The organism is Microbacterium sp. LMI12-1-1.1 (assembly GCF_040676455.1).
Classification (GTDB): domain Bacteria; phylum Actinomycetota; class Actinomycetes; order Actinomycetales; family Microbacteriaceae; genus Microbacterium.
Genome location: NZ_JBEGIA010000015.1, coordinates 553036 through 574536, shown reverse-complemented (window position 1 = coordinate 574536; position 21501 = coordinate 553036). Strand labels below are relative to the sequence as shown.

The 21501-nt window shown below is 69.1% G+C and carries 17 protein-coding genes and 1 tRNA gene; 7 read left to right on the top strand and 11 right to left on the bottom strand.

The annotated features are described in order from the left end of the window. Positions 1 to 11: 11 nt before the first annotated feature. Genes MRBLMI12_RS16675 through MRBLMI12_RS16665 form a run of 3 tightly spaced genes read right to left on the bottom strand, consistent with a single transcriptional unit; the run spans position 12 to position 3248 of the window. Entirely contained in the window at positions 12 to 776 is a 765-nt protein-coding gene (locus MRBLMI12_RS16675; protein ID WP_363357417.1) for an SGNH/GDSL hydrolase family protein, read from the bottom strand. 42 nt (positions 777 to 818) lie between these two features. Beyond that, positions 819 to 2168 (bottom strand): MFS transporter, encoded by a 1350-nt coding sequence (locus MRBLMI12_RS16670; protein WP_363357416.1) that lies wholly within the window; start codon positions 2166 to 2168, stop codon positions 819 to 821. A gap of 36 nt (positions 2169 to 2204) precedes the next feature. Further along, positions 2205 to 3248 (bottom strand): LLM class flavin-dependent oxidoreductase, encoded by a 1044-nt coding sequence (locus MRBLMI12_RS16665; RefSeq protein WP_363357415.1) that lies wholly within the window; start codon positions 3246 to 3248, stop codon positions 2205 to 2207. Between the two features lie 91 nt (positions 3249 to 3339). Between MRBLMI12_RS16665 and MRBLMI12_RS16660 the strand changes: the two genes are divergently transcribed. Beyond that, positions 3340 to 3972: a phosphoribosyltransferase gene (locus MRBLMI12_RS16660; RefSeq protein WP_363357414.1), complete on the top strand. Its 633-nt coding sequence runs from the start codon at positions 3340 to 3342 to the stop codon at positions 3970 to 3972. Positions 3973 to 4091: 119 nt separating this feature from the next. On the opposite strand, the gene MRBLMI12_RS16655 is transcribed toward MRBLMI12_RS16660, so the two are convergent. Both MRBLMI12_RS16655 and polA read right to left on the bottom strand, forming a co-directional pair. Continuing rightward, entirely contained in the window at positions 4092 to 5765 is a 1674-nt protein-coding gene (locus tag MRBLMI12_RS16655) for a DUF885 domain-containing protein (protein WP_363357413.1), read from the bottom strand. A 79-nt stretch (positions 5766 to 5844) separates the two neighbouring features. Beyond that, a complete protein-coding gene (polA, locus tag MRBLMI12_RS16650; RefSeq protein WP_363357412.1) occupies positions 5845 to 8502 on the bottom strand; it encodes a DNA polymerase I in 2658 nt (885 codons plus the stop codon). A gap of 80 nt (positions 8503 to 8582) precedes the next feature. On the opposite strand from polA, the gene MRBLMI12_RS16645 reads away from it, so the two are divergent. Then, the gene (locus tag MRBLMI12_RS16645; RefSeq protein WP_363357411.1) at positions 8583 to 9017 is read left to right on the top strand and encodes a PaaI family thioesterase; all 435 of its coding nucleotides are present in this window, start codon (positions 8583 to 8585) and stop codon (positions 9015 to 9017) included. Positions 9018 to 9067: 50 nt separating this feature from the next. Here the strand turns inward: MRBLMI12_RS16645 and MRBLMI12_RS16640 are convergent, their stop codons facing one another. After that, entirely contained in the window at positions 9068 to 9691 is a 624-nt protein-coding gene (locus MRBLMI12_RS16640) for an ANTAR domain-containing response regulator (RefSeq protein WP_109209425.1), read from the bottom strand. Positions 9692 to 9738: 47 nt separating this feature from the next. Between MRBLMI12_RS16640 and MRBLMI12_RS16635 the strand changes: the two genes are divergently transcribed. The 5 genes from MRBLMI12_RS16635 (at position 9739) to MRBLMI12_RS16615 (ending at position 12295) form a co-directional block, all read left to right on the top strand. Continuing rightward, a tRNA-Leu gene (locus MRBLMI12_RS16635) sits at positions 9739 to 9821 on the top strand. A gap of 161 nt (positions 9822 to 9982) precedes the next feature. Then, complete coding sequence (locus tag MRBLMI12_RS16630) at positions 9983 to 10345, top strand: PadR family transcriptional regulator (RefSeq protein ID WP_349427583.1); 363 nt, start codon at positions 9983 to 9985, stop codon at positions 10343 to 10345. 2 nt (positions 10346 to 10347) lie between these two features. Then, the gene (locus MRBLMI12_RS16625) at positions 10348 to 10716 is read left to right on the top strand and encodes a DUF1048 domain-containing protein (protein WP_349427582.1); all 369 of its coding nucleotides are present in this window, start codon (positions 10348 to 10350) and stop codon (positions 10714 to 10716) included. Beyond that, positions 10713 to 11528 (top strand): ABC transporter ATP-binding protein, encoded by an 816-nt coding sequence (locus MRBLMI12_RS16620; protein ID WP_363357410.1) that lies wholly within the window; start codon positions 10713 to 10715, stop codon positions 11526 to 11528. Before MRBLMI12_RS16625 ends, MRBLMI12_RS16620 begins: the two co-directional genes overlap by 4 nt. Continuing rightward, on the top strand, positions 11525 to 12295 hold the full coding sequence (locus tag MRBLMI12_RS16615) for an ABC transporter permease (protein ID WP_349427580.1): 771 nt from the start codon (positions 11525 to 11527) through the stop codon (positions 12293 to 12295). Before MRBLMI12_RS16620 ends, MRBLMI12_RS16615 begins: the two co-directional genes overlap by 4 nt. A gap of 72 nt (positions 12296 to 12367) precedes the next feature. Here the strand turns inward: MRBLMI12_RS16615 and MRBLMI12_RS16610 are convergent, their stop codons facing one another. The 5 genes from MRBLMI12_RS16610 to lgt all read right to left on the bottom strand — a co-directional run bounded on the left by MRBLMI12_RS16610 (position 12368) and on the right by lgt (position 21447). Further along, positions 12368 to 12757 carry an SHOCT domain-containing protein gene (locus tag MRBLMI12_RS16610; RefSeq protein WP_349427579.1) on the bottom strand — a complete coding sequence of 130 codons (390 nt, stop codon included), beginning with the start codon at positions 12755 to 12757 and terminating at the stop codon, positions 12368 to 12370. 78 nt (positions 12758 to 12835) lie between these two features. Further along, on the bottom strand, positions 12836 to 14284 hold the full coding sequence (pyk, locus tag MRBLMI12_RS16605; protein WP_308867311.1) for a pyruvate kinase: 1449 nt from the start codon (positions 14282 to 14284) through the stop codon (positions 12836 to 12838). Positions 14285 to 14331: 47 nt separating this feature from the next. Further along, positions 14332 to 15798 (bottom strand): glutamate synthase subunit beta, encoded by a 1467-nt coding sequence (locus tag MRBLMI12_RS16600; protein WP_363357409.1) that lies wholly within the window; start codon positions 15796 to 15798, stop codon positions 14332 to 14334. Further along, positions 15791 to 20398 carry a glutamate synthase large subunit gene (gene gltB, locus MRBLMI12_RS16595; protein WP_404908488.1) on the bottom strand — a complete coding sequence of 1536 codons (4608 nt, stop codon included), beginning with the start codon at positions 20396 to 20398 and terminating at the stop codon, positions 15791 to 15793. The genes MRBLMI12_RS16600 and gltB overlap by 8 nt, the downstream gene beginning before the upstream one ends. Positions 20399 to 20475: 77 nt before the next feature. Then, positions 20476 to 21447 (bottom strand): prolipoprotein diacylglyceryl transferase, encoded by a 972-nt coding sequence (lgt, locus tag MRBLMI12_RS16590; protein ID WP_363357408.1) that lies wholly within the window; start codon positions 21445 to 21447, stop codon positions 20476 to 20478. Positions 21448 to 21501: the final 54 nt, after the last annotated feature.

Genomic DNA, 21501 nt, shown 5'->3' with positions numbered 1-21501 from the left:
CGCGTTGTCGGTCAGTGCGCGCGGGGTGCGAACTCGGTCCACTGCCCGAACTTCGCCTCGCGGCCATCGCCCGACGACGTGCCGGTCAGGCGACGGCGCACCCAGGGGCCGACGTGCTCGCGATAGTACGCCGCGCCACGGGTGCCACGGGGTGGCAACGGTGGCAGCGACCACCATTCCTGCGGGACGGGCTCCACGCCCAGCGCGTCCAGGACGCGGGCGGCGACGCGATGATGGCCACGCGCGTTCATGTGCAGGCGATCCTCCGACCAGTACGGCGGGGTCGCGAGCTCCTCGTCGAACCAGTTGTACGCCTGAACGACGTCGGTGCGCGATGCGAGGCGCTTCTCGACGGCGTGAGACAGCAGGTCGCCGCGCCGCTGGATGACCCGCCGCAGCGGCAGTTGCCCCGTGGGATTCGCGCCCGACAGGACGATGAGGTGCACGCCCTCCTCATCGCATCGGCGGACCACCGTCTCGAACGCGGCGAGGACGTGCGCGATGCTCGTCCGTGGCCGCAGCATGTCGTTGCCACCGCCGTTGAACGACAGGTGGGTCGGCTTCAGGGCGAGCGCCGGTTCCAGCTGCTGCTCGACGATCGGCCACACGAGCTTGCCCCGGATCGCCAGGTTGGCGTATTCGATCGGCTCGCCTGCGGCGTCGGCCCAGCCCTGTGCCACGAGGTCGGCCCAGCCGCGCACGTGCCCGTCGGGGAGCTCGTCGCCCACACCTTCGGTGAAGGAGTCGCCGATTGCGACGTATCGAACGGATGCCACGGGCTCCAGCCTACGGCCGGCCGAGCGAGCGTCCGGCCACGGTCACCGGTCGTCGAGCGCGACGCCGCGACGATCGACGAGTCCCCACGCGGCTGCGGCCGCGATGGCGAAGAAGACGGCGAACACGACGAAGAGCACGGGGGCACCGCCGGCGAGCAGCAGCGGCGGCACGACGAGCGGCGCGACGATGGACGCGATGCGTCCGACACCCGCAGCCCATCCCGTGCCGGTCGCCCGCAGCGAGGTGGGGTACATCTCCGGTGTCACGGCGTACAGCGCGCCCCAGGCGCCGAGATTGAAGAACGACAGCGCCATACCCGCCGCGATGATCGCCCCCGGCCCCGCGGCGGTGCCGAAGAAGACGGCCGACACCGCCGAGCCGACGAGGAACACCGAGAGCGTGAGCCGCCGCCCCCACACCTCGATCAGCCAGGCGGCCACCGCGTACCCCGGCAGCTGAGCGAGCGTGATCACCAGGGTGAAGCCGAACGATCGCACGAGGTCGTACCCCTGCGCAACCAGGATCGAGGGGATCCAGATGAAGGCGCCGTAGTACGAGAAGTTGACACAGAACCAGACGAGCCACAGGCACGCGGTGCGCACGCGGAACTCGCGGGCCCACAGCGCGCCCAGGCGCTGTCGAAGGGAGGTCGCCGCCGCGGGGGGCACATCGGCGCGTGCCGGCGCTGCCGCCGCGGAGGAGCCCGCCGCCACCTCGAACGTCCGGACCACGGACTCGGCCTCGGCGAAGCGGCCACGACGCTCCAGCCAGCGCGCCGATTCGGGCAGCCCCCAGCGCACGATGAGCGCGTACACCGCCGGGATCGCCCCGAGCGCGAACGCCCAGCGCCACCCGTTCTCGGACGCCGGGATCACGAAGTAGCCGATGAGTGCCGCGAGCGTCCAGCCGACCGCCCAGAACGCCTCGAGGATCACGATGAGCCGGCCGCGCATCCGGGCGGGGGCGAACTCGCTGACGTAGGTGCTCGCGACCGGCAGCTCGGCGCCGAGGCCCAGCCCGACGAGGAAGCGAAGCACCAGGAGCGCCGCGAGACCGCCGACCAGCGCACTCGCGCCCGTCGCGACGCCGTAGACGAGAAGCGTCAGCGCGAACACCTGTCGTCGCCCGAAGCGGTCTGCGAGGAGACCGCCGACACTCGCCCCGATGGCCATGCCGACGAAGCCGATCGACGCGATCCACGCCGTCTCGCTCGGAACCAGGTTCCACTGCGCGGCGAGCGCGGCGATCACGAACGAGATGAGGCCGACGTCCATCGCGTCCAGCGCCCAGCCGATCCCCGAACCGGTGAGCACGCGCAGGTGCACGCGGGTGAACGGCAGTCGGTCGAGCCGCTCGGAGAGCGTCGACGTGCGGGTTCCGGCATCCGTCATAGCGTCATGCTACGGATGCCGGAGCCCGAGCGGGCGCTACGACAGCATCTCGCGGACGCGCGGTGCGACCTCGGTGCCGAACAGCTCGATCGAGCGCAGCATCTTCTCGTGCGACAGCGTTCCCGTCGAGAACTTCATGTCGAAGCGCGACGCGCCCAGCGTCTGCACGGTGTCGGCGATCTTGCGGGCGACCGTCTCCGGTGAGCCGACGTACAGCGCGCCCTCGGGGCCGACGTCGTGCTGGAAGCGAAGGCGGTTATAGGTCGGCCAGCCGCGCTCGCGGCCGATCGAATTGTTCATCGCCTCGAAACCCTCGTATGCCTCGTCCCACGCCTGCTGGTCGGTCTCGGCGATGTGGCCCGGTGAGTGCACCCCGACCGGAAGCTGCGGCTGGTCGAAGGTGTCGAGCGACCGGCGATAGAGGTCGGCGAACGGCCGGAAGCGAGCGGCGGGACCGCCGATGATGGCGAGCATGAGTCCGTATCCGTACCGGGCAGCGCGGACGGCCGACTCGGGCGTGCCACCGACACCGACCCACGCGCGCAGTCCGCTCTCCGTCTTGGGGAACACGTCCGCGGCGTCCAGCGAAGCGCGCAAGGTGCCGCTCCACGTGACGGGCTTCTCGGTCAGCAGCTGCGAGAAGAGGTCGAGCTTCTCGTCGAAGAGCGCCTCGTAGTCGCGCAGGTCGTAGCCGAACAGTGGGAACGACTCGATGAACGATCCCCGCCCGAGGATGACCTCGGCTCGGCCGTTCGACACCGCATCGAGCGTCGAGAACCGTTCGAACACGCGCACCGGGTCGTCGCTCGAGAGCACGGTGACGGCTGTGCCGAGATGGATCCGCTCGGTGCGCGCGGCTGCGGCGGCCAGCACGATCTCGGGGCTGGAGACGGCGAACTCGCGGCGGTGGTGCTCCCCCACCCCGAAGAAAGACAGGCCGACGCGATCGGCGAGGACGGCCTGCTCGACGACGTTGCGGATCGTCTGCGCGCCGCTGATGAGCTCGCCGGAGACGTCGCGCGTGACGTCGCCGAAGGTGTCGAGTCCGAGCTCGAGGCTCGCGGGGTCGATGGAGGTCATGGCCCTCTCCTTCTATTCGCTTGCATGAACCTGCGACGCGGCTACGGCATTCCCCGAGACGCACGGCCGCCGCGAGCGTAGCGTGGTGGGCATGGCCCTCTTCGCGGATCGCCGCGCCGCCGGACGAGAGCTCGCCACCGCGCTCGTGGAGTGGCGAGGAACGGATGCCGTGGTCCTGGGCATCCCTCGCGGGGGCGTCGTCGTCGCCGCGGCGGTCGCCGAAGCGCTGGGACTGGAGCTGGATGCCGTCGTCGTGCGCAAGCTCGGAGCGGCCGGGCACGAGGAGTTCGCCGTCGGAGCGATCGCCGAAGGTGTACGGATCGTCACGCCCGACGCCCTGCGCTGGGCCGGCATGTCACCGACGGATCTGGAGCGGGTCGAGGCGGCAGAGCGCGACGAGCTGGCGCGGCGGACGGATGTCTACGGGTCTCGCGTCGTGGACCTGACGGGGCGGACCGCCCTCGTGGTGGACGACGGCGTGGCGACGGGCGCGAGCGCCGTCGCGGCCTGCCGAGCGGTGCGGGCTCGCCATCCGGACCGGGTCGTGCTCGCCGTCCCCGTCGCGCCCGAGCGCTTCATCGCACCGGCGGACGCCGTCGACGACTTCGTATGCCCCCACCGCGAGTCCGACTTCTGGGCCGTGGGCGAGTACTACGACCACTTCGGGCAGACGAGCGACCGTGAGGTGGTGCGACTGCTGGGCGCCGCCGGTTCCGGTCGTTGAGCGAGGGATCGCCACAGCGACCGAGACGAAACGCATCAGGCCGACGGGCTGCGCCGGGTCCGGGGCGAATCGTCTCTGCGTTTCGACTCGCAAGCTCGCTCAACGACCGGGATGCGGACTCAGCGCGAGAGCGCCATGCGCAGCGTGTCGAGTCCTACTCCGCCGAGATCCAGCGCGCGCTTGTGGAACTGCTTGATGGAGAAGTCGGTGCCCTCGCGCTCGGCGACCTCGTCGCGCAGCTGCTCCCAGATGCGCTGGCCGACCTTGTAGGACGGCGCCTGACCCGGCCAGCCGAGGTAGCGGTTCACCTCGAACCGGACGAACTCGTCGGGCATGTTGACGTTGCGCAGCATGAACTCGAGGGCGAAGTCGGCGTCCCACGGTCCCTGACCGTCGGGGCGCTGCTTCTCGAGGTGCACGCCGATGTCGAGCACGACGCGGGCCGCGCGCATGCGCTGGCCGTCGAGCATGCCGAGCCGGTCTGCGGGATCGGAGAGGTAGCCCAGCTGCTCCATGAGCCGCTCCGCGTACAGGGCCCAGCCCTCGGCGTGCCCCGAGGTCCCGGCGAGGAGGCGGCGGTAGGTGTTCAGCTGCGCGCGGTTGTACACGGCCTGCGCGATCTGCAGGTGGTGTCCCGGGACGCCCTCGTGGTACACCGTCGTGAGCTCGCGCCACGTGTCGAACTCCTCGACGCCCTCCGGCACCGACCACCACATGCGGCCGGGGCGCGAGAAGTCGTCGGTCGGGCCGGTGTAGTAGATCCCGCCTTCCTTCGTCGGCGCGATCATGCACTCGAGGCTGCGGATCGGCTCGGCGATGTCGAAGTGGGTCTTGCCCAGCTCGGCGATCGCGCGATCGCTGGTCTCCTGCATCCACTTCTGCAGCGCGTCCGTCCCGTAGAGCTTGCGGCTCGCGTCCTCTTCGAGGAATGCGACGGCCTCTTCGACCGTGGCGCCGGCCTTGATCTCGTCGGCGATCGACTCCTGCTCGGCGACCATGCGGGCGAGCTCTTCGACACCCCACTCGTACGTCTCGTCGAGGTCGATCGTCGCCCCGAGGAACCGCCGCGAGTGCAGCGCGTACAGCTCGCGGCCGACCGCGTCCTTCTCCCCCGCCGCCGGTGCCAGCTCACCGCTCAGGAACGACGCGAGCTCGTCGTAGGCGACCCGCGCGGCGTTGGCGTTGTCGGCCAGTTCACGGGCGAGGGATGCCGGGAGCTGACCCTCCTCGGGAGCCGCCTCGGCGGCGAACGTCGCGAAGAATCCGCCGTCGGCGGTGTAGCGGGCGATCTGCGTGGCGACCTCGACCACCTGGCGCCGCGCGGGCACGACGCCCTGGTCGATCCCCTCGCGGAGGGTGGCGATGTATCCGTCGATCGCACCGGAGACCGCGCCGAGACGCGTGGCGATCACCGACCAGTCGTCGGGGGTGGCGGTCGGCATGAGATCGAACGCGGAACGGATGTTCTGCGCGTGCGAGGCGATCACGTTGATGTCGCGCAGATGCCACTTCGCATCGTGCAGGTCGAGCTCCAGCTGGATCTCTCTCGAGAGGTCGTCCTTCGTCACGGCGTCGACGTCGTCGGCGACGGCCGAGGCCTCGAGGGCGGCCAGCGTCTTGCGTCCCTCTTCCACGAGGCGCTCCTGACCGGCCGGGCTGTAGTCGCCGAATCGGTCGTTGTACTCGGACCGGCCGATGTAGGTCGCGAGCGTCGGCTCGAGTTCGGCGAGGGTGTCGACCCACGCATCAGCGATCTTGTCGATCTGCGTGGGCGTGCGGGTTTCGTCTGTCATGGCTCCGAGCCTAGGCATGAGACGCGGTGCCGACAAACGAGAATCCCGGTCCGATCGCGGATCGCGCCGCGCCGGCCGATCAGTGGCCGGCGGCGTTCCAGTCGTCGCCGCGGCCGATCTGCACGTCGAGCGGCACCGACAGCTGCGCCGCATCGCCCATGCGCGTGCGGACGATGTGCTCGGCAGCATCCCACTCCCCCGGTGCCACCTCGATCACGAGCTCGTCGTGGATCTGCAGCAGCACCCGGGAACGCAGCTGCTCGACCGCGAAGTCGTCGTGGATGTGGAACAGCGCGATCTTCATGATGTCGGCCGCGCTGCCCTGGATCGGGGCGTTGAGCGCGGCGCGCTCCGCATTCTCGCGCAGCACGCGGTTGGGGCTGGCGAGATCGGGGAACGGGCGCCGCCGTCCGAAGATCGTCTCGGTGTAGCCGTCGATGCGGGCCTGCTCGACCGACGAGCGGAGGTAGTCGCGTACGGCGCCGAAGCGGGCGAAGTACTCCATCATCAGCTGCTTCGCCTCGGCCTGCTCGATGCGCAGCTGCTTCGAGAGCCCGAACGCGGAGAGGCCGTAGACGAGGCCGTACGACATCGCCTTCACCTTTGTGCGCATCGCCGGGGTGACGTCTTCGGGAGCGACCCCGAACACCCGCGAGCCCACGAACCGGTGCGTGTCTTCGCCCGAGTTGAACGCCTCGATCAGGCCCGGATCCTCTGAGAGGTGCGCCATGATGCGCATCTCGATCTGCGAGTAGTCGGCGGTGAGCAGCGTCTCGTACCCCTCGCCCACCACGAACGCGGAGCGGATGCGGCGGCTCTCCTCGGTGCGGATGGGGATGTTCTGGAGGTTCGGGTCTGTGCTCGAGAGCCGGCCGGTCTGGCTGCCGGTCTGCACGTACGTGGTGTGGATGCGTCCGTCCGCGCCGGTGGTGCGGTCACCGCCGATCGCACTGTCGAGGGACTCGATGATCTGGCGCAGCTTCGTCGCCTCGCGGTGCTGGAGCAGAAGATCGAGGAACGGGTGCGGGTTGGTCTCCTGCAGGTCGGCCAGGACTGCGGCATCCGTCGAGTACCCGGTCTTGGTCTTGCGCGTCTTCGGCAGCTGCAGCTCGTCGAACAGGACCTCCTGCAGCTGCTTCGGCGAGCCGAGGTTGACCTCGCGGCCGATGGCGGCGTACGCCTGCAGGGCGAGGGCGTCCGCACGCGCGCCGAGCTCGCCGGAGAACGCCGACAGCCTCTCGTGCGAGACGGCGACGCCGGCGAGCTCCATGTCGGCGAGCGTGTGCAGGGTCGGCAGTTCGATGTCGGTGAGCACGGCCGCGACGCTGTCGGGCAGTTCGGCCCGCACCGCGTTTACGACGCGCACCAGGTACCACGACAGCTGGCCGGTGGTGGCGCCCTCGGTCTCTGGCACGAGCTGTGCGGGGTCGGCCTCGGGCAGCTTCTCGTCGAGGTAGCGGTCGACCAGATCGGCGAGCGTCTTGTCGGGGAAGCTCGGCCGCAGCAGCCAGCCGGCGATGATCACATCGAAGGCCAGGCCGCCCACGCGCAGGCCGGCGCGGCGGAGCGCCTTCACCTGGGGCTTCGCGTCGGCGAACGCCTTCGGCGCGTCGGACGCGAGCCAGGGCTCGAGCGCGGCGGCGAGCTCCGCGCTCCACGACGCCTCGGCCGCGGCATCCGCCGTCGCCACGCCGATGCGTGCCGGCAGACCGCCCTCGACGGCGATGGTCACGCCGACCTCGCCGTCGCGGTTCGCGAGCCACGCGGCGAAGTCCGCCGGCGCGAGCTCGGTCGCGATCGGCGCGAGCTCGGCCGCAGCCGAGGTGACCGCGGCCATCTGCTGCTCGATTCCGGCGAGCTCGGCGACGCGCGGGATCAGCGTCTTGAACTCGAGCCGCGAGAAGATGTCGCGCACCGCCTGCGCGTCCATCGGCTGGACTTCGAGGTCGTCGGGGCCGAGCGGCAGCTCGACGTCGGTCATGAGACGGTTGAGACGGCGGTTGCGGCGGACGTCTTCGACGTGGTCTCGCAGGTTGCCGCCGACGACGCCCTTGATGGCGTCCGCGCCGTCGAGGAGGGCGTCGAGCGAGCCGAACTGGTTCAGCCACTTCACGGCGGTCTTCTCGCCCACCTTCGGCACGCCCGGCAGGTTGTCGCTGGTCTCGCCGACGAGCGCCGCCACGTCGGGGTACATCTCGGGCGGCACGCCGTAGCGCTCGATGACCGCGTCGCGGTCGTAGCGCTTCAGCTGCGAGACGCCCTGCACGTTCGGGTAGAGCAGGACGACGTCGTCGTTGACGAGCTGGATGGTGTCGCGGTCGCCCGAGCACACGAGCACGCGGAAGCCGTTCGCGACGCCCTGCGTGGCGAGGGTGGCGAGGATGTCGTCGGCCTCGATGTCCTCCTGCTGGAGCACTCGGATGCTCATCGCCGCGAGGCAGTCCTGCAGCAGCGGGATCTGGCCCTTGAACTCGGAGGGCGTCTCGGAGCGATTGGCCTTGTACTCGGTGTACTCGCGGGTGCGGAAGGACTGGCGCGACGTGTCGAAGGCGACCGCGAGGTGCGTCGGCTTCTCGGCCTTGATCAGGTTGATCAGCATCGCGAGGAACCCGTAGATCCCGTTCGTGTGCTGCCCGTCCTTCGTCGAGAAGTTGTCGACCGGGAGTGCGTAGAACGCCCGATATGCCAGCGAATGGCCGTCAACGACGAGAAGGGTAGGCTTTGCGGAGTCCGTCACCCTGCAAGCCTAGTCAGGGCCGACGACAGTCGATTTCCGCGTCGCAGCGCCCCACTGCCGACCCGATCCGAAGGTGAGCCATGCCCGACCACTCCCCCGCCGCGGTCGACGGAGTCGAATGGGCGCTGGGCCGTGGGGTCGGCGCTCTCGCCGAGAAGATGGGCTTCGAATGGCTGGAGTTCACGCCCGAGCGCGCCGTGGCCCGCATGCCGGTCGAGGGCAACACGCAGCCCGTCGGCCTGTTCCACGGCGGTGCCTACGTGGTGCTGGGCGAGTCGCTCGGGTCGATGCACGCGAACTTCCATGCCGGTCCGGGACGCCTCGCCGTGGGCGTCGACATCAACGCCACGCACACGCGCTCGGCGACCTCCGGGTACGTCACGGGCGTGTGCACGCCGATCCACCTCGGTCGCAGCCTCACCGTCCACGAGATCGTCATGACCGACGATCAGGGCCGCCGCTGCTCGACCGTGCGCATCACGAACCACATCAAGGCGCTGTCGCCGGCGACATGAGAAGAGCGGATGCCTCGATCGAGGCATCCGCTCTTGCAAGAGGTGTGTGGTCAGCCCTTCTTGGGCGCGAGCTGCTCGATGATCGCCTTGGCGACGTCCTGCATCGTGAGGCGGCGGTCCATCGAGGCCTTCTGGATCCAGCGGAAGGCCTCGGGCTCGCTGAGCCCCATCTTCTCGTTGAGCAGGCCCTTGGCCCGGTCGACGAGCTTGCGGGTCTCGAAGCGCTCGACCATGTCGGCGACCTCGGCCTCGAGCGTGATGATCTGCTCGTAGCGGGCGAGAGCGATCTCGATGGCCGGCAGCAGGTCGTTCGGCGTGAACGGCTTGACGACGTAGGCGAGGGCGCCGGCCTCGCTCGCGCGCTCGACGAGCTCCTTCTGGCTGAAGGCGGTCAGCAGCACGACCGGGGCGATGTGGTTCTTGCTGAGCTTCTCAGCGGCCGAGATGCCGTCGAGCTGCGGCATCTTCACGTCCATGATCACCAGATCGGGGCGCAGTTCGGTGGCCAGCGCCACCGCGGTCTCACCGTCGCCTGCCTCTCCGACCACGTCGAAGCCGTTGTCGCGGAGGATCTCGACGATGTCGAGTCGGATGAGCGACTCGTCCTCGGCGACCACGACGCGGCGGGGGGTGGATGCCGTCGATGCGGCGGTCTGCTCCTGCTCAGTCACCATTGAATCCTACGGTATGGTCGTTCGCGGACGCGCGGCATGCCGCGCGGGCCGGTGTGGCGGAATGGCAGACGCGACCGACTCAAACTCGGTTGCCCGTAAGGGCGTGTGGGTTCGACTCCCACCACCGGCACCTTCAACATCCCGCAGAGCGGATGCCTCGATCGCGAGGCATCCGCTCTTCTGTGTTCGCGGTGCCTTCGAGGAAGTTTGGTATTCGGTGTTGCTAAGTACCGGTACCTAGTGTTACTGTCTACCAGTAGTCAACAACACTGAGTACTGAGGAGGTGCGAGATGGGCAAGCAGGAGACCGAGATGCTCAAGGGCACGCTGGAGGGGATCGTCCTGGCGATCCTGTCCGGCCGGTCCGCTTACGGGTACGAGATCACCTCGTGGCTGCGCGACCAGGGCTTCTCCGACATCGCCGAAGGCACGGTGTACGCCCTGCTGGTCAGGGTCGAGCAGCGCGGCCTCGTCGACGTCGAGAAGGTCCCTTCGGAGAAGGGTCCGCCGCGAAAGGTGTACTCCCTCAACACGCAGGGCCGCGAGCAGCTCGCGGAGTTCTGGAGGACATGGAGCTTCCTCGCAGAACGCATCGAACAGCTCCACCACCAGAACGCAGACAACGAACCCCACAACCTGAAGGAAGAGAACTGATCATGGCCGCCAAGTGGTACGAGATCGTCACCGGCTCGCTCGAGCAGAAGAAGCAGTACCGGCAGTACAAGGCGCGCATCGAGGCTCTCCCCGAGCCCTACCGCGCAGCCGCCAAGGCGCTGGATCGGTACTTCATGTACTCCGGCGGCATGACCGACGGCGACACGATGATGCAGATGCTCAGCGACTCGGCCGACCTCTGGGAGCGCGCCGCAGCAGACGGCACGCCCGTGCGCGACATCGTCGGCGACGAGCCCTCCACGTTCGCCGAGGACTTCACCGCCGCGTACTCCGGCAAGCAGTGGATCGACAAGGAGCGCGCTCGCCTGAACAAGGCGATCGACGAGGCAGAGAAGGGAGAAGGGAAATGACCACCGACACCGCCATCAAGGTCCAGGGGCTCGAGAAGTCGTACAAGGACCTGCACGTGCTGCGCGGCGTCGACTTCGAGGTGGCGCGCGGAAGCATCTTCGCGCTCCTCGGATCGAACGGCGCCGGCAAGACCACGGTCGTGCGGATCCTGGCGACGCTTCTCAAGGCGGATGCCGGCACGGCAGCCGTCGCGGGGTTCGACGTCGTCGCCCAGGCGCAGAAGGTGCGTGAGACCATCAGCCTCACCGGCCAGTTCGCCGCTGTCGACGAGGTCCTGACCGGACGCGAGAACCTGGTGCTCATCGCCCAGCTGCGGCACCTCCCCGACCCCGGCGGGATCGCCGACGGGCTCCTCGCCCGCTTCTCGCTCACCGAGGCCGGCTCCCGCAGGGCGTCGACCTACTCCGGCGGCATGCGCCGCCGGCTCGACATCGCGATGAGCCTCATCGGCAACCCGCCGGTGATCTTCCTGGACGAGCCGACGACCGGCCTCGACCCGGCGGCGCGCATCGAAGTGTGGGACGCCGTCAAGGAGCTCACCCGCGGCGGCACGACCGTGCTGCTGACGACGCAGTATCTGGACGAGGCCGAGCAGCTCGCCGACCGCATCGCGATCCTCCACAAGGGGCGCATCATCGTCAACGGCACCCTGCAGGAGCTCAAGAAGCTGCTGCCGCCCGCGAAGGTCGAGTACGTCGAGAAGCAGCCGAGCCTCGAGGACGTGTACTTCGCGCTGACCGGCGAGGAAGAGCCCGCAGAACCCGGAGACGCCGAGGCCGGCGCTCCCACGACACGGAAGGAAGGACGATGACCGCTCACACCATCCGCGACACCGCGGTTCTGACCAGCCGGTCGCTGCGGCACATCCTGCGCAGCCCCGACACCATCATCACCACCGCGGTCACCCCGATCGCCCTGATGCTGCTGTTCGTCTACGTCTTCGGCGGGGCGATCGACACGGGCACCCTCACCACGGGGTCGTACATCGACTACATGCTGCCCGGCATCCTGCTCATCACGATCGCCTCCGGCATCGCGTACACGGCGTACCGGCTGTTCCTCGACATGCAGGGCGGGATCTTCGAGCGCTTCCAGTCGCTGCCCATCGCACGGTCGGGAGTGCTCTGGGCGCATGTGCTGACCTCGCTCGTGTCGATCATGGTCTCCCTGGCCGTCGTGATCGGCGTGGCGCTGCTCATGGGCTTCCGCACGGGCGCCGGCTTCGGCGCCTGGCTGGGGGTCATCGGCATGCTCGTCCTGTTCACGGTGGCGCTCACGTGGCTCGCGGTGATCGCGGGACTGTCGGCGAAGACGGTGGACGGCGCGAGTGCGTTCTCGTATCCGCTCATCTTCCTCCCGTTCATCAGCTCCGCCTTCGTCCCGACCGAGAGCATGCCGGGACCTGTGCAGTGGTTCGCCGAGAACCAGCCGGTGACCTCGATCGTCGACACGATGCGCGCACTGTTCGCGGGTGAGCCCGTCGGCAGCGACATCTGGGTCGCGATGGCGTGGCTGGTCGGCATCCTGGTCGTCGGCTACGTGATCTCGATGTCGATCTATCGCAAGAAGATCAGCTGAGCCTGTACCCGCCGCACACACAGCAGAGCGGATGCCTCGACCTGAGGCATCCGCTCTGCTGGCGTTGCGGGCTTACGCGCCGAAGTACTGGTGGCCGAGCGCCTTGCTCTTGAGGGCGTCGAACTCGCCCTGAGAGATCGTGCCGGCGTCGAGGAGGGCCTTCGCCTTCGCGATGTCCTCCGCCGGGCTCGACGATGCGGCCGGGTGGTAGTCGTCGGACTCGGGCACGACTCCCCCGCGGGCGGCCTGGGCACGGGCGGCCATCCCCTTGCCACGGGCGATGATGTAGACGATCGCCGTGAGGAACGGCACGAACACGAGGGCGATGATCCACAGCGCCTTGAGCCAGCCGTTGAGGTTCTCGTCGCGGAACAGGTCCGTGATGATCACGATCACCACGTACAGGTAGGCGATGAAGTAGAAGCTCCACAGCAGGAACCACCAGAAGTCACCGAAGAACATCGGCGCCACCTTTCTCGAAGAAATGCCGGGACGGCTGCGACCACAGTAGTGGTCGCAGCCGTCCGGTGGAGGGAGGTGTCAGTCCCGTGTCTTGTAGATCGGCGCCTTGCCGTGCACCGCATCGCCCACCTTGTGGATGCGGATGTCGTTCGTGGAGCCGATGATCCCGGGAGGCGATCCCGAGATCACGACGACCTTGTCGCCGACCTTCGCGAGGTCGTTCGACAGCAGGTAGTCGTCGACCTGGATGAACATCAGGTCGGTGTGCGCGACATGCTCGACGAGCGTCGACTGCACGCCCCAGGTGATCGCCATGCGACGACGGATCGCCGGCTCGGGTGCGAAGCCGATCATGGGGATGCGCGGGCGCAGCCGCGACATGCGACGGGCGGTGTCGCCCGACTCGGTGAAGATGCAGAGGAACTTCGCGTCGACGAACTCCGCGACCTCCATCGCGGCCAGCGTGATGGCGCCGCCCTGGGTGCGCGGCTTCGTCGTGAGCGGCAGGATGCGGTCCAGGCCGTGCTCCTCGGTGGAGTCGACGATGCGCGCCATGGTCTCGACGACGCCGACCGGGTACTTGCCGACGCTGGTCTCGCCCGAGAGCATGACCGCGTCCGCGCCGTCGAGCACGGCGTTGGCCACGTCACTCGTCTCGGCGCGGGTCGGGACGGGGTTCTCGATCATCGACTCGAGCATCTGCGTCGCGACGATGACGGGCTTCGCCATGCGGCGGCAGAGCTCCACCGCGCGCTTCTGCACGATCGGGACGGCCTCGAGCGGCAGCTCGACGCCCAGGTCGCCACGGGCGACCATGATGCCGTCGAACGCGTCGATGATCTCCTCGAGATTGTCGACCGCCTGGGGCTTCTCGATCTTGGCGATGACCGGGACGTGTCGTCCCTCCTCGGCCATGATGACGTGGACGCGCTGGACGTCCTTCGCGTCGCGGACGAACGACAGCGCGATGAGGTCGGCGCCGGCGCGCAGGCCCCAGCGGAGGTCGGCTTCGTCCTTCTCGGACAGCGCCGGCACGTTCACGGCGACGCCGGGGAGGTTGATGCCCTTGTTGTTGGAGACCGGGCCGGCGACGATCACCTTGGTGGTGACGACGGTGTCGTCGGTCTCGACGACCTCGACGCGCACCTTGCCGTCGTCGATCAGGAGGAAGTCGCCCGGCTTGACGTCGTTCGGGAGGCCCTTGAACGTGGTGCTGACGATCTCCTTGGTGCCCAGGATGTCGTCGGTGGTGATCTTGAAGATGTCGCCGACCGCGAGCTCGTGCGGTCCGTTCTCGAACTTGCCGAGGCGGATCTTCGGACCCTGCAGGTCGACGAGGATCGCGACCGCTCGCCCCGCGTCGTCGGCGGCCTTGCGCACGTTGGCGAAGTTGTTGTCGTGGACCGAGTAGTCCCCGTGGCTCAGATTGAAGCGGGCGACGTCGACGCCGGCATCGATGATCGCGCGGACCATCTCATATGTCGACGTGGCGGGCCCAAGGGTGGCGACGATCTTGGCGCGTCTCATCCGTGGTATCTCCGGGTGGGTTGAAGGTGGCGAGTGCCTCGGCAAGCCTACGCGGGCTGCAAGCCGATGGCGACATCGGTCGGGCGGACCGGAGCAGGCAGCTCCGTCTCCCCCATGAGGAAGCGGTCGACGCTGGCTGCGGCGGCACGTCCCTCGGCGATCGCCCACACGATGAGCGACTGCCCGCGGCCGGCGTCGCCGGCCACGAACACGCCCGGGGCGGTCGTCTGGTAGTCGTCCTCGCGGCGCACGTTGCCCCGCTCGGTGAAGCGGGCGCCGAGCTGCTCCTCGAGGAGCGCGCGCTCGGGACCGGTGAAGCCCATCGCGATGAGCACCAGGTCGGCGGGGATCTCGCGCTCGGTGCCGCTCTTCGGCACGCGGCGGCCGTCGACGAACTCGGTCTCGGCCACGCGCAGGGCGCGCACCTCGCCCGCGCCGTTCGCGAGGAACTCGACGGTCGAGGCGAGGTAGGTGCGCTCGCCGCCCTCTTCGTGAGCCGACTGCATCTCGAACACGAGGGGGTCCATCGGCCACGGCTGGTGCTCGGGACGCTCGCCGGGAGGGCGGCGGCCGATCGCGAGGTTCGTCACGCTCAGCGCGCCGTGACGGTGGGCCGTGCCGATGCAGTCGGCGCCCGTGTCACCGCCGCCGATCACGACGACGTGCTTGCCCTCGGCCGTGATCTGGTTCGGCACGGCATCGCCGGCGACGGCCTTGTTCGACTCGACGAGGTACTCCATGGCGAAGTGCACGCCGGCGAGGTCACGCCCGGGGATGGCCAGCTCGCGCGGCACCGTCGAGCCGGTCGCGATGACGACCGCGTCGTAGCGGGCACGGAGGTCGGCCCACGAGATGTCGCGGCCGATCTCGACACCGGCGCGGAACCGCGTGCCCTCGTCCTGCATCTGGCGAAGACGCGACTCGAGGTGCTTCTTCTCCATCTTGAAGTCCGGGATGCCGTAGCGCAGGAGTCCGCCGATGCGGTCGTCGCGCTCGAACACGGCCACGGTGTGACCGGCGCGGGTGAGCTGCTGCGCGGCGGCGAGTCCGGCGGGACCGGATCCGACGACCGCGACCGTCTTGCCGGTCAGGCGCCCCGGCGGCTCGGGCTCGATCCAGCCGTTCGCGAACGCCTCGTCGGCGATCGACACCTCGACCTGCTTGATCGTCACGGCCGGCTGGTTGATGCCCAGGACGCACGAGCTCTCGCAGGGCGCCGGGCACAGGCGTCCCGTGAACTCCGGGAAGTTGTTCGTCGCGTGCAGACGCTCGCTGGCGGCACGGCCCTCGCCGCGCCACGTGAGGTCGTTCCACTCCGGGATCAGGTTGCCGAGCGGGCAGCCCTTGTGGCAGAACGGCACGCCGCAGTCCATGCAGCGCCCGGCCTGGCGCCGGAGCACCGCACCGTCGCCCGGCTCATAGACCTCTTTCCAGTCCATGATGCGCACCGGCACCGGCCGCCGCGGGGGCAGCTCGCGCTCGGTGACCTTGAGAAAGCCTTTCGGGTCAGCCACCCGTCACCTCCAGAATGCGGTTCCAGACGACGTCGCCGTCGGGGTCGAGCCCCTCCGCGACGGCCGCCTGACGGGTCTCGAGCACCGCGGCGTAGTCGCGCGGCATGACCCTGACGAAGTTCGCCAGCTCGGCCTCGAAGTCGTCGAGGAGAGCCTGCGCGAGAGTCGATTCGGTCTCGGCGACGTGCTGCTCGAGCAGGTCGCGGAGGATCTCCGCGTCTCCCGAGCCGAGCTCGCCGAGCTCCAGCTCGCCCGAGGCGAGCGCCTCGCGGTTGACGAGCTTGCTGTCGAGCCGGTACACGTAGGCGGTACCGCCCGACATCCCCGCGCCCAGGTTGCGTCCTGTCGCGCCGAGGATGACGGCGAGGCCGCCCGTCATGTACTCGAGGGCGTGGTCTCCGACGCCCTCCACGACCGCGGTGGCACCGGAGTTGCGGACGAAGAAGCGCTCGCCCACCACACCGCGCAGGAACATCGTGCCCAGGGTCGCGCCGTAGCCGATCACGTTGCCCGCGATGACGTTCTTCGACGCGTCGAAGGTGGCGCCGCGCGGCGGCCGCACGACGATCTGACCGCCCGAGAGGCCCTTGCCGACGTAGTCGTTGGAGTCGCCCTCGAGACGCAGCGTGATGCCCGAGGGCATGAATGCGCCGAACGACTGGCCCGCCGACCCGGTGAGGTTCACGACGATGCTGCCCGACCGGAGGCCGTTCTCGCCGCGCTCCTTCGTCACGTGGTGACCGAGGAGCGTGCCGACGGCGCGTTCGGTGTTGCGGATCGGCAGGTCGATGGTCATCTCGCCGCCGTTCGCGATGACGTCCTGAGCGCGCTCGATGAGCGCGACGTCGAAGTGCTCGTCGAGCTCGTGCAGCTGCGCGGTGGTGTTGCGGCGCGGCTCGTCCTCGGCGAAGACGGGGCCCTCGAGCACCGGGGCGAGGTCGAGGCCGTTCGCCTTCCAGTGGTTGACCGCGCCGTTGACGTCGAGCAGGTCGCTGCGACCGATCGCCTCGTCGAGAGAGCGGAAGCCGAGCTCGGCGAGGTACTCCCGCACCTCTTCGGCGATGAACTCCATGAAGTTCACGACGAACTCGGGCTTGCCGTTGAAGCGCTGGCGCAGGACCGGGTTCTGCGTCGCGACGCCTACGGGACAGGTGTCGAGGTGGCAGACCCGCATCATGATGCAGCCCGATACCACGAGGGGTGCGGTGGCGAAGCCGAACTCCTCGGCGCCGAGCAGGGCGCCGATGATGACGTCGCGGCCGGTCTTGAGCTGGCCGTCGACCTGCACGACGACACGGTCGCGCATGCCGTTGAGCATGAGCGTCTGCTGCGTCTCGGCGAGCCCGAGCTCCCACGGGGTTCCGGCGTGCTTGAGCGAGTTGAGCGGGCTCGCGCCGGTGCCGCCGTCGTGGCCCGACACCAGGATGACGTCGGCCAGCGCCTTGGCGGTGCCGGCCGCGACCGCGCCGATGCCCGACTGGCTCACGAGCTTCACGTGCACCCGCGCGCCGGGGTTGGCGCGCTTCAGGTCGAAGATCAGCTGCTTGAGGTCTTCGATCGAGTAGATGTCGTGGTGCGGCGGCGGCGAGATGAGGCCGACGCCGGCGGTCGCGTGGCGGGTGCGCGCGACCCACGGGTACACCTTGGTCGGCGGCAGCTGCCCGCCCTCGCCGGGCTTGGCGCCCTGCGCGAGCTTGATCTGGATGTCGTCGGCCTGGGTGAGGTACAGGCTCGTGACGCCGAAGCGGCCCGAGGCGACCTGCTTGATGGAACTCCGGCGCTCCGGGTCGAGCAGGCGGTCGGTGTCTTCGCCACCCTCGCCGGTGTTGGACTTGCCGCCGATGCGGTTCATCGCGATCGCCAGGGTCTCGTGCGCCTCGCGCGAGATCGACCCGTAGCTCATGGCCCCGGTCGAGAAGCGCTTGACGATCGACGAGACCGACTCGACCTCGTCGATCGGCACCGGCGTACGGCCCTCGGTCTTGAGGGCGAACAGGCCGCGCAGCGTCTTGAGCTCGCTCGCCTGGTCGTCCACCAGCTTCGTGTACTCGCGGAAGATGTCGTACCGGCGGGTGCGTGTCGAGTGCTGCAGCCGGAACACCGTGTCGGGGTTGAACAGGTGCGGCGAGCCGTCGCGCCGCCACTGGTACTCGCCGCCGGTCCACAGGCGCTCGTGCGCGCGGACGGCCGCATCCTCGGGGTAGGCGTACGTGTGGCGCGCAGCGTTCTCCGCCGCGACGACGTCGAGCCCGACGCCGCCGAGCTTGGACTCGGTGCCGGTGAAGTACGTGTCGACGAAGTCCTGCGACAGGCCGACGGCCTCGAAGACCTGCGCGCCCGCGTACGACGACACGGTCGAGATGCCCATCTTCGACATGATCTTCAGGACGCCCTTGCCGAGCGCGTAGATGAGGTTCTTGACGGCCTTCTCAGGCGAGATCCCGGTGATGAAGCCCGCGCGCACCAGGTACTCGACGGTCTCCATGGCGAGGTACGGGTTGACGGCGGATGCGCCGTATCCGATCAGCGTCGCCACGTGGTGCACCTCGCGCACGTCGCCGGCCTCGACCACGAGGCCGCACTTCATGCGCGTCTCCTTGCGGATGAGGTGGTGGTGCACGGCGGCCAGCATGAGCAGCGACGGGATGGGCGCGAGGTCCTTGTTGGAGTCGCGGTCGGAGAGCACGATGAACTCCGCGCCGTCCTCGATCGCCTGGTCGACCTCCTGGCACATCTGCTCGAGGCGCTTCTTCATGCCCTTGTGACCGGCCTCGACGCGGTACAGGCCGCGGATCGTGACCGATGTCCGGCCGGGAAGGGCGGTGTCGATGTGCTGGATCTTGGCGAGCTCGTCGTTGTCGATCACCGGGAAGTCGAGCGTCACGACCCGCGTGTGCTCGGCGCCCCACTCGAGGAGGTTGCGCTCGGGACCGAGCCCGAGGCCCAGCGACGTGACGACCTCCTCGCGGATCGAGTCCAGCGGCGGGTTCGTGACCTGCGCGAACTGCTGCGTGAAGTAGTCGAACAGCAGGCGGGGGCGCTCGCTGAGCACGGCGACGGGGGTGTCGGAACCCATCGCGCCGAGCGGCTCGGCACCGTTCTGACCCATCGGGGTCAGGAGGATCTTGACCTCTTCCTCGGTGTAGCCGAAGGTGCGCTGACGGCGCGTGATCGAGGCGATCGGGTGCACGATGTGCTCGCGCTCCGGGAGCTCGGCGAGGCGCACCCGCCCGGCGTCGAGCCACTCCTGCCACGGCTCCTGCTCGGCGAGCTGCGCCTTGATCTCGTCGTCCTCGATGATGCGGCGCTGCGCCGTGTCGACGAGGAACATGCGGCCGGGGCGCAGACGCCCGCGACGCTTGATGCGCTCGGGCTCGAAGTCCAGCACGCCGGTCTCGCTGCCGATGACGATGAGGCCGTCGGTCGTCTCCGTCCAGCGCCCGGGACGCAGGCCGTTGCGGTCGAGCGTGGCGCCGACGAGCGTGCCGTCGGTGAAGATCAGCGCGGCGGGGCCGTCCCACGGCTCCATCTGCATGGAGTGGAACTCGTAGAACGCCCGCAGCTTCGGGTCGATGTCGGCCTGCTTCTCGTACGCCTCCGGCACCATCATCATGATGGCGTGCGGCAGGCTGCGGCCGGTCAGCGTGAGGAGCTCCAGCACCTCGTCGAACGACGCGGAGTCGCTGGCGCCGGTGGTGCAGATCGGCAGCAGCGGGCGGATGTCGCCGATCAGCTCGGACTGGAGCTGGGACTGCCGCGCGCGCATCCAGTTGCGGTTGCCGTTGACGGTGTTGATCTCGCCGTTGTGCGCGAGCATGCGCAGCGGCTGTGCGAGGGGCCACGACGGGAACGTGTTGGTCGAGTAACGGGAGTGCACGACGGCGAGCTCCGACGCGAAGCGCTCGTCCTGCAGGTCGGGGTAGAACGGCTCCAGCTGCAGCGTCGTGACCATGCCCTTGTACCCGAGCGTGCGCGCCGACAGCGACACGAAGTACGCGTCCAGTTCGGTGCGCGCACGGGTGCGCAGGCGATAGGCGCGCCGGTCCAGCGCGATGCCCGACAGGGCCGGCTGGTCGCCCGAGGCCGGGTGCGACACGAAGACCTGCTCGAAGACCGGGCGCGCCGCGAAGGCGAGCTTGCCCAGGTGATCGTCGGAGGTCGGCACCTCGCGCCAGCCCAGGACGGTCATGCCCTCGGACGCTGCGATCCGCTCGATGCCCGTCTTCTGGGCCGCGCGCGCGTCGGCGTCGCGGGGCAGGAACACCATGCCCGCGGCGTACTCGCCCACCGGCGGCAGCTCGAAGCCGGCCACCGCGCGCAGGAACGCGTCGGGCATCTGCGTGAGGATGCCCGCACCGTCGCCGGTGCCGGCGTCCGAGCCGATCGCGCCCCGGTGCTCGAGGTTGCGAAGGGCCGTCAGGGCCAGATCGATGATGTCGTGGCCGGCCTCGCCGCGCAGCGTCGCGACCATGGCCAGTCCGCAGGCGTCCTTCTCGAAGGCAGGGTTGTACATCCCCTGCTTCTGCGGGAAGCCGGCGCGGCCGGACGAAGCGGGGAAGTTCGTCTCCGAAGAGACGACGTGACGGGGGCTCGAAGCCATACCTACCGTCCTCACGTTGATAGTCAAGATGGGACGACGTCGGCCCTGGGCGCACGCTCCTCGGGAACTGAGCGGCGTTATTTGGTGGCAGGAGTGCTTGTGGCGCTGACCTCTTCGACCTCGGACGTCGGGGGTTCGCTGACGTCGACGAAGCCGTCGGTGTTCTGCGATTGTACAGCCTGTCCGGCGTTCCACTCGCGGCCGGACACATAGGGCGACGGCTCGAGACCCAGGTGACGGCGCTTCTGCACGAAGAAGATCACCAGACCGACGACGACGCCCAGGATGGCCGCCCAGACGTTGGTGCGCAGGCCCAGGAAGATGTCGCTCGGGTCGATGCGGATCGACTCCCACACGATGCGTCCGGCGCTGTACCACATGAGGTACACGGCGAACAGGCGACCCCACTGCAGGCGGAAGCGGCGGCCGACCCACACGATGACCAGGACGCCCAGGGCGTTCCAGAGCACCTCGTAGAGGAAGGTGGGGTGGAAGAGCGTCCCCTCCGGAAGGCCGATCGGCCACGCGGGGTTCGGGTAGTCGATCTCGAGGCCCCACGGCACATCGGTCGGCAGGCCGTACAGCTCCTGGTTGAACCAGTTGCCGAACCGGCCGATCGCCTGGGCCAGGAGAAGGCCGGGCGCGAGTGCGTCGGCGAAGGTCCAGAAGCGGATGCCGGTCCACCGGCAGCCGAGCCACGCGCCGACGGCGCCGCCGATGAGGGCGCCGTAGATCGCGATGCCGCCCTCCCAGATGTACAGCGCCGACAGCGGGTTCGCGCCTTCGCCGAAGTAGAAGCTCCAGTGCGTGAGCACGTGGTAGATCCGGGCGGTGATGATCGCGAGCGGCACGGCGAGGAGGGCGATGTCGATGACGACCCACGGCTCGGCGCCGCGCTTGGTGAGGCGGGCGTTCGTCCACAGCACGGCGATGATGATGCCCGTGATGATGCACAGCGCGTAGATGTGGATCCGCAGGGGGCCGATGTCGAAGTAGCTGATCGACGGGCTCGGGATGCTGGCGACGACGCTCGCGGCGGCGGTGATCATGGGAGAACCGTGTCCTTGCTGGATCCGTGCGGGAGGGGCCGGCGCACGCGCCGA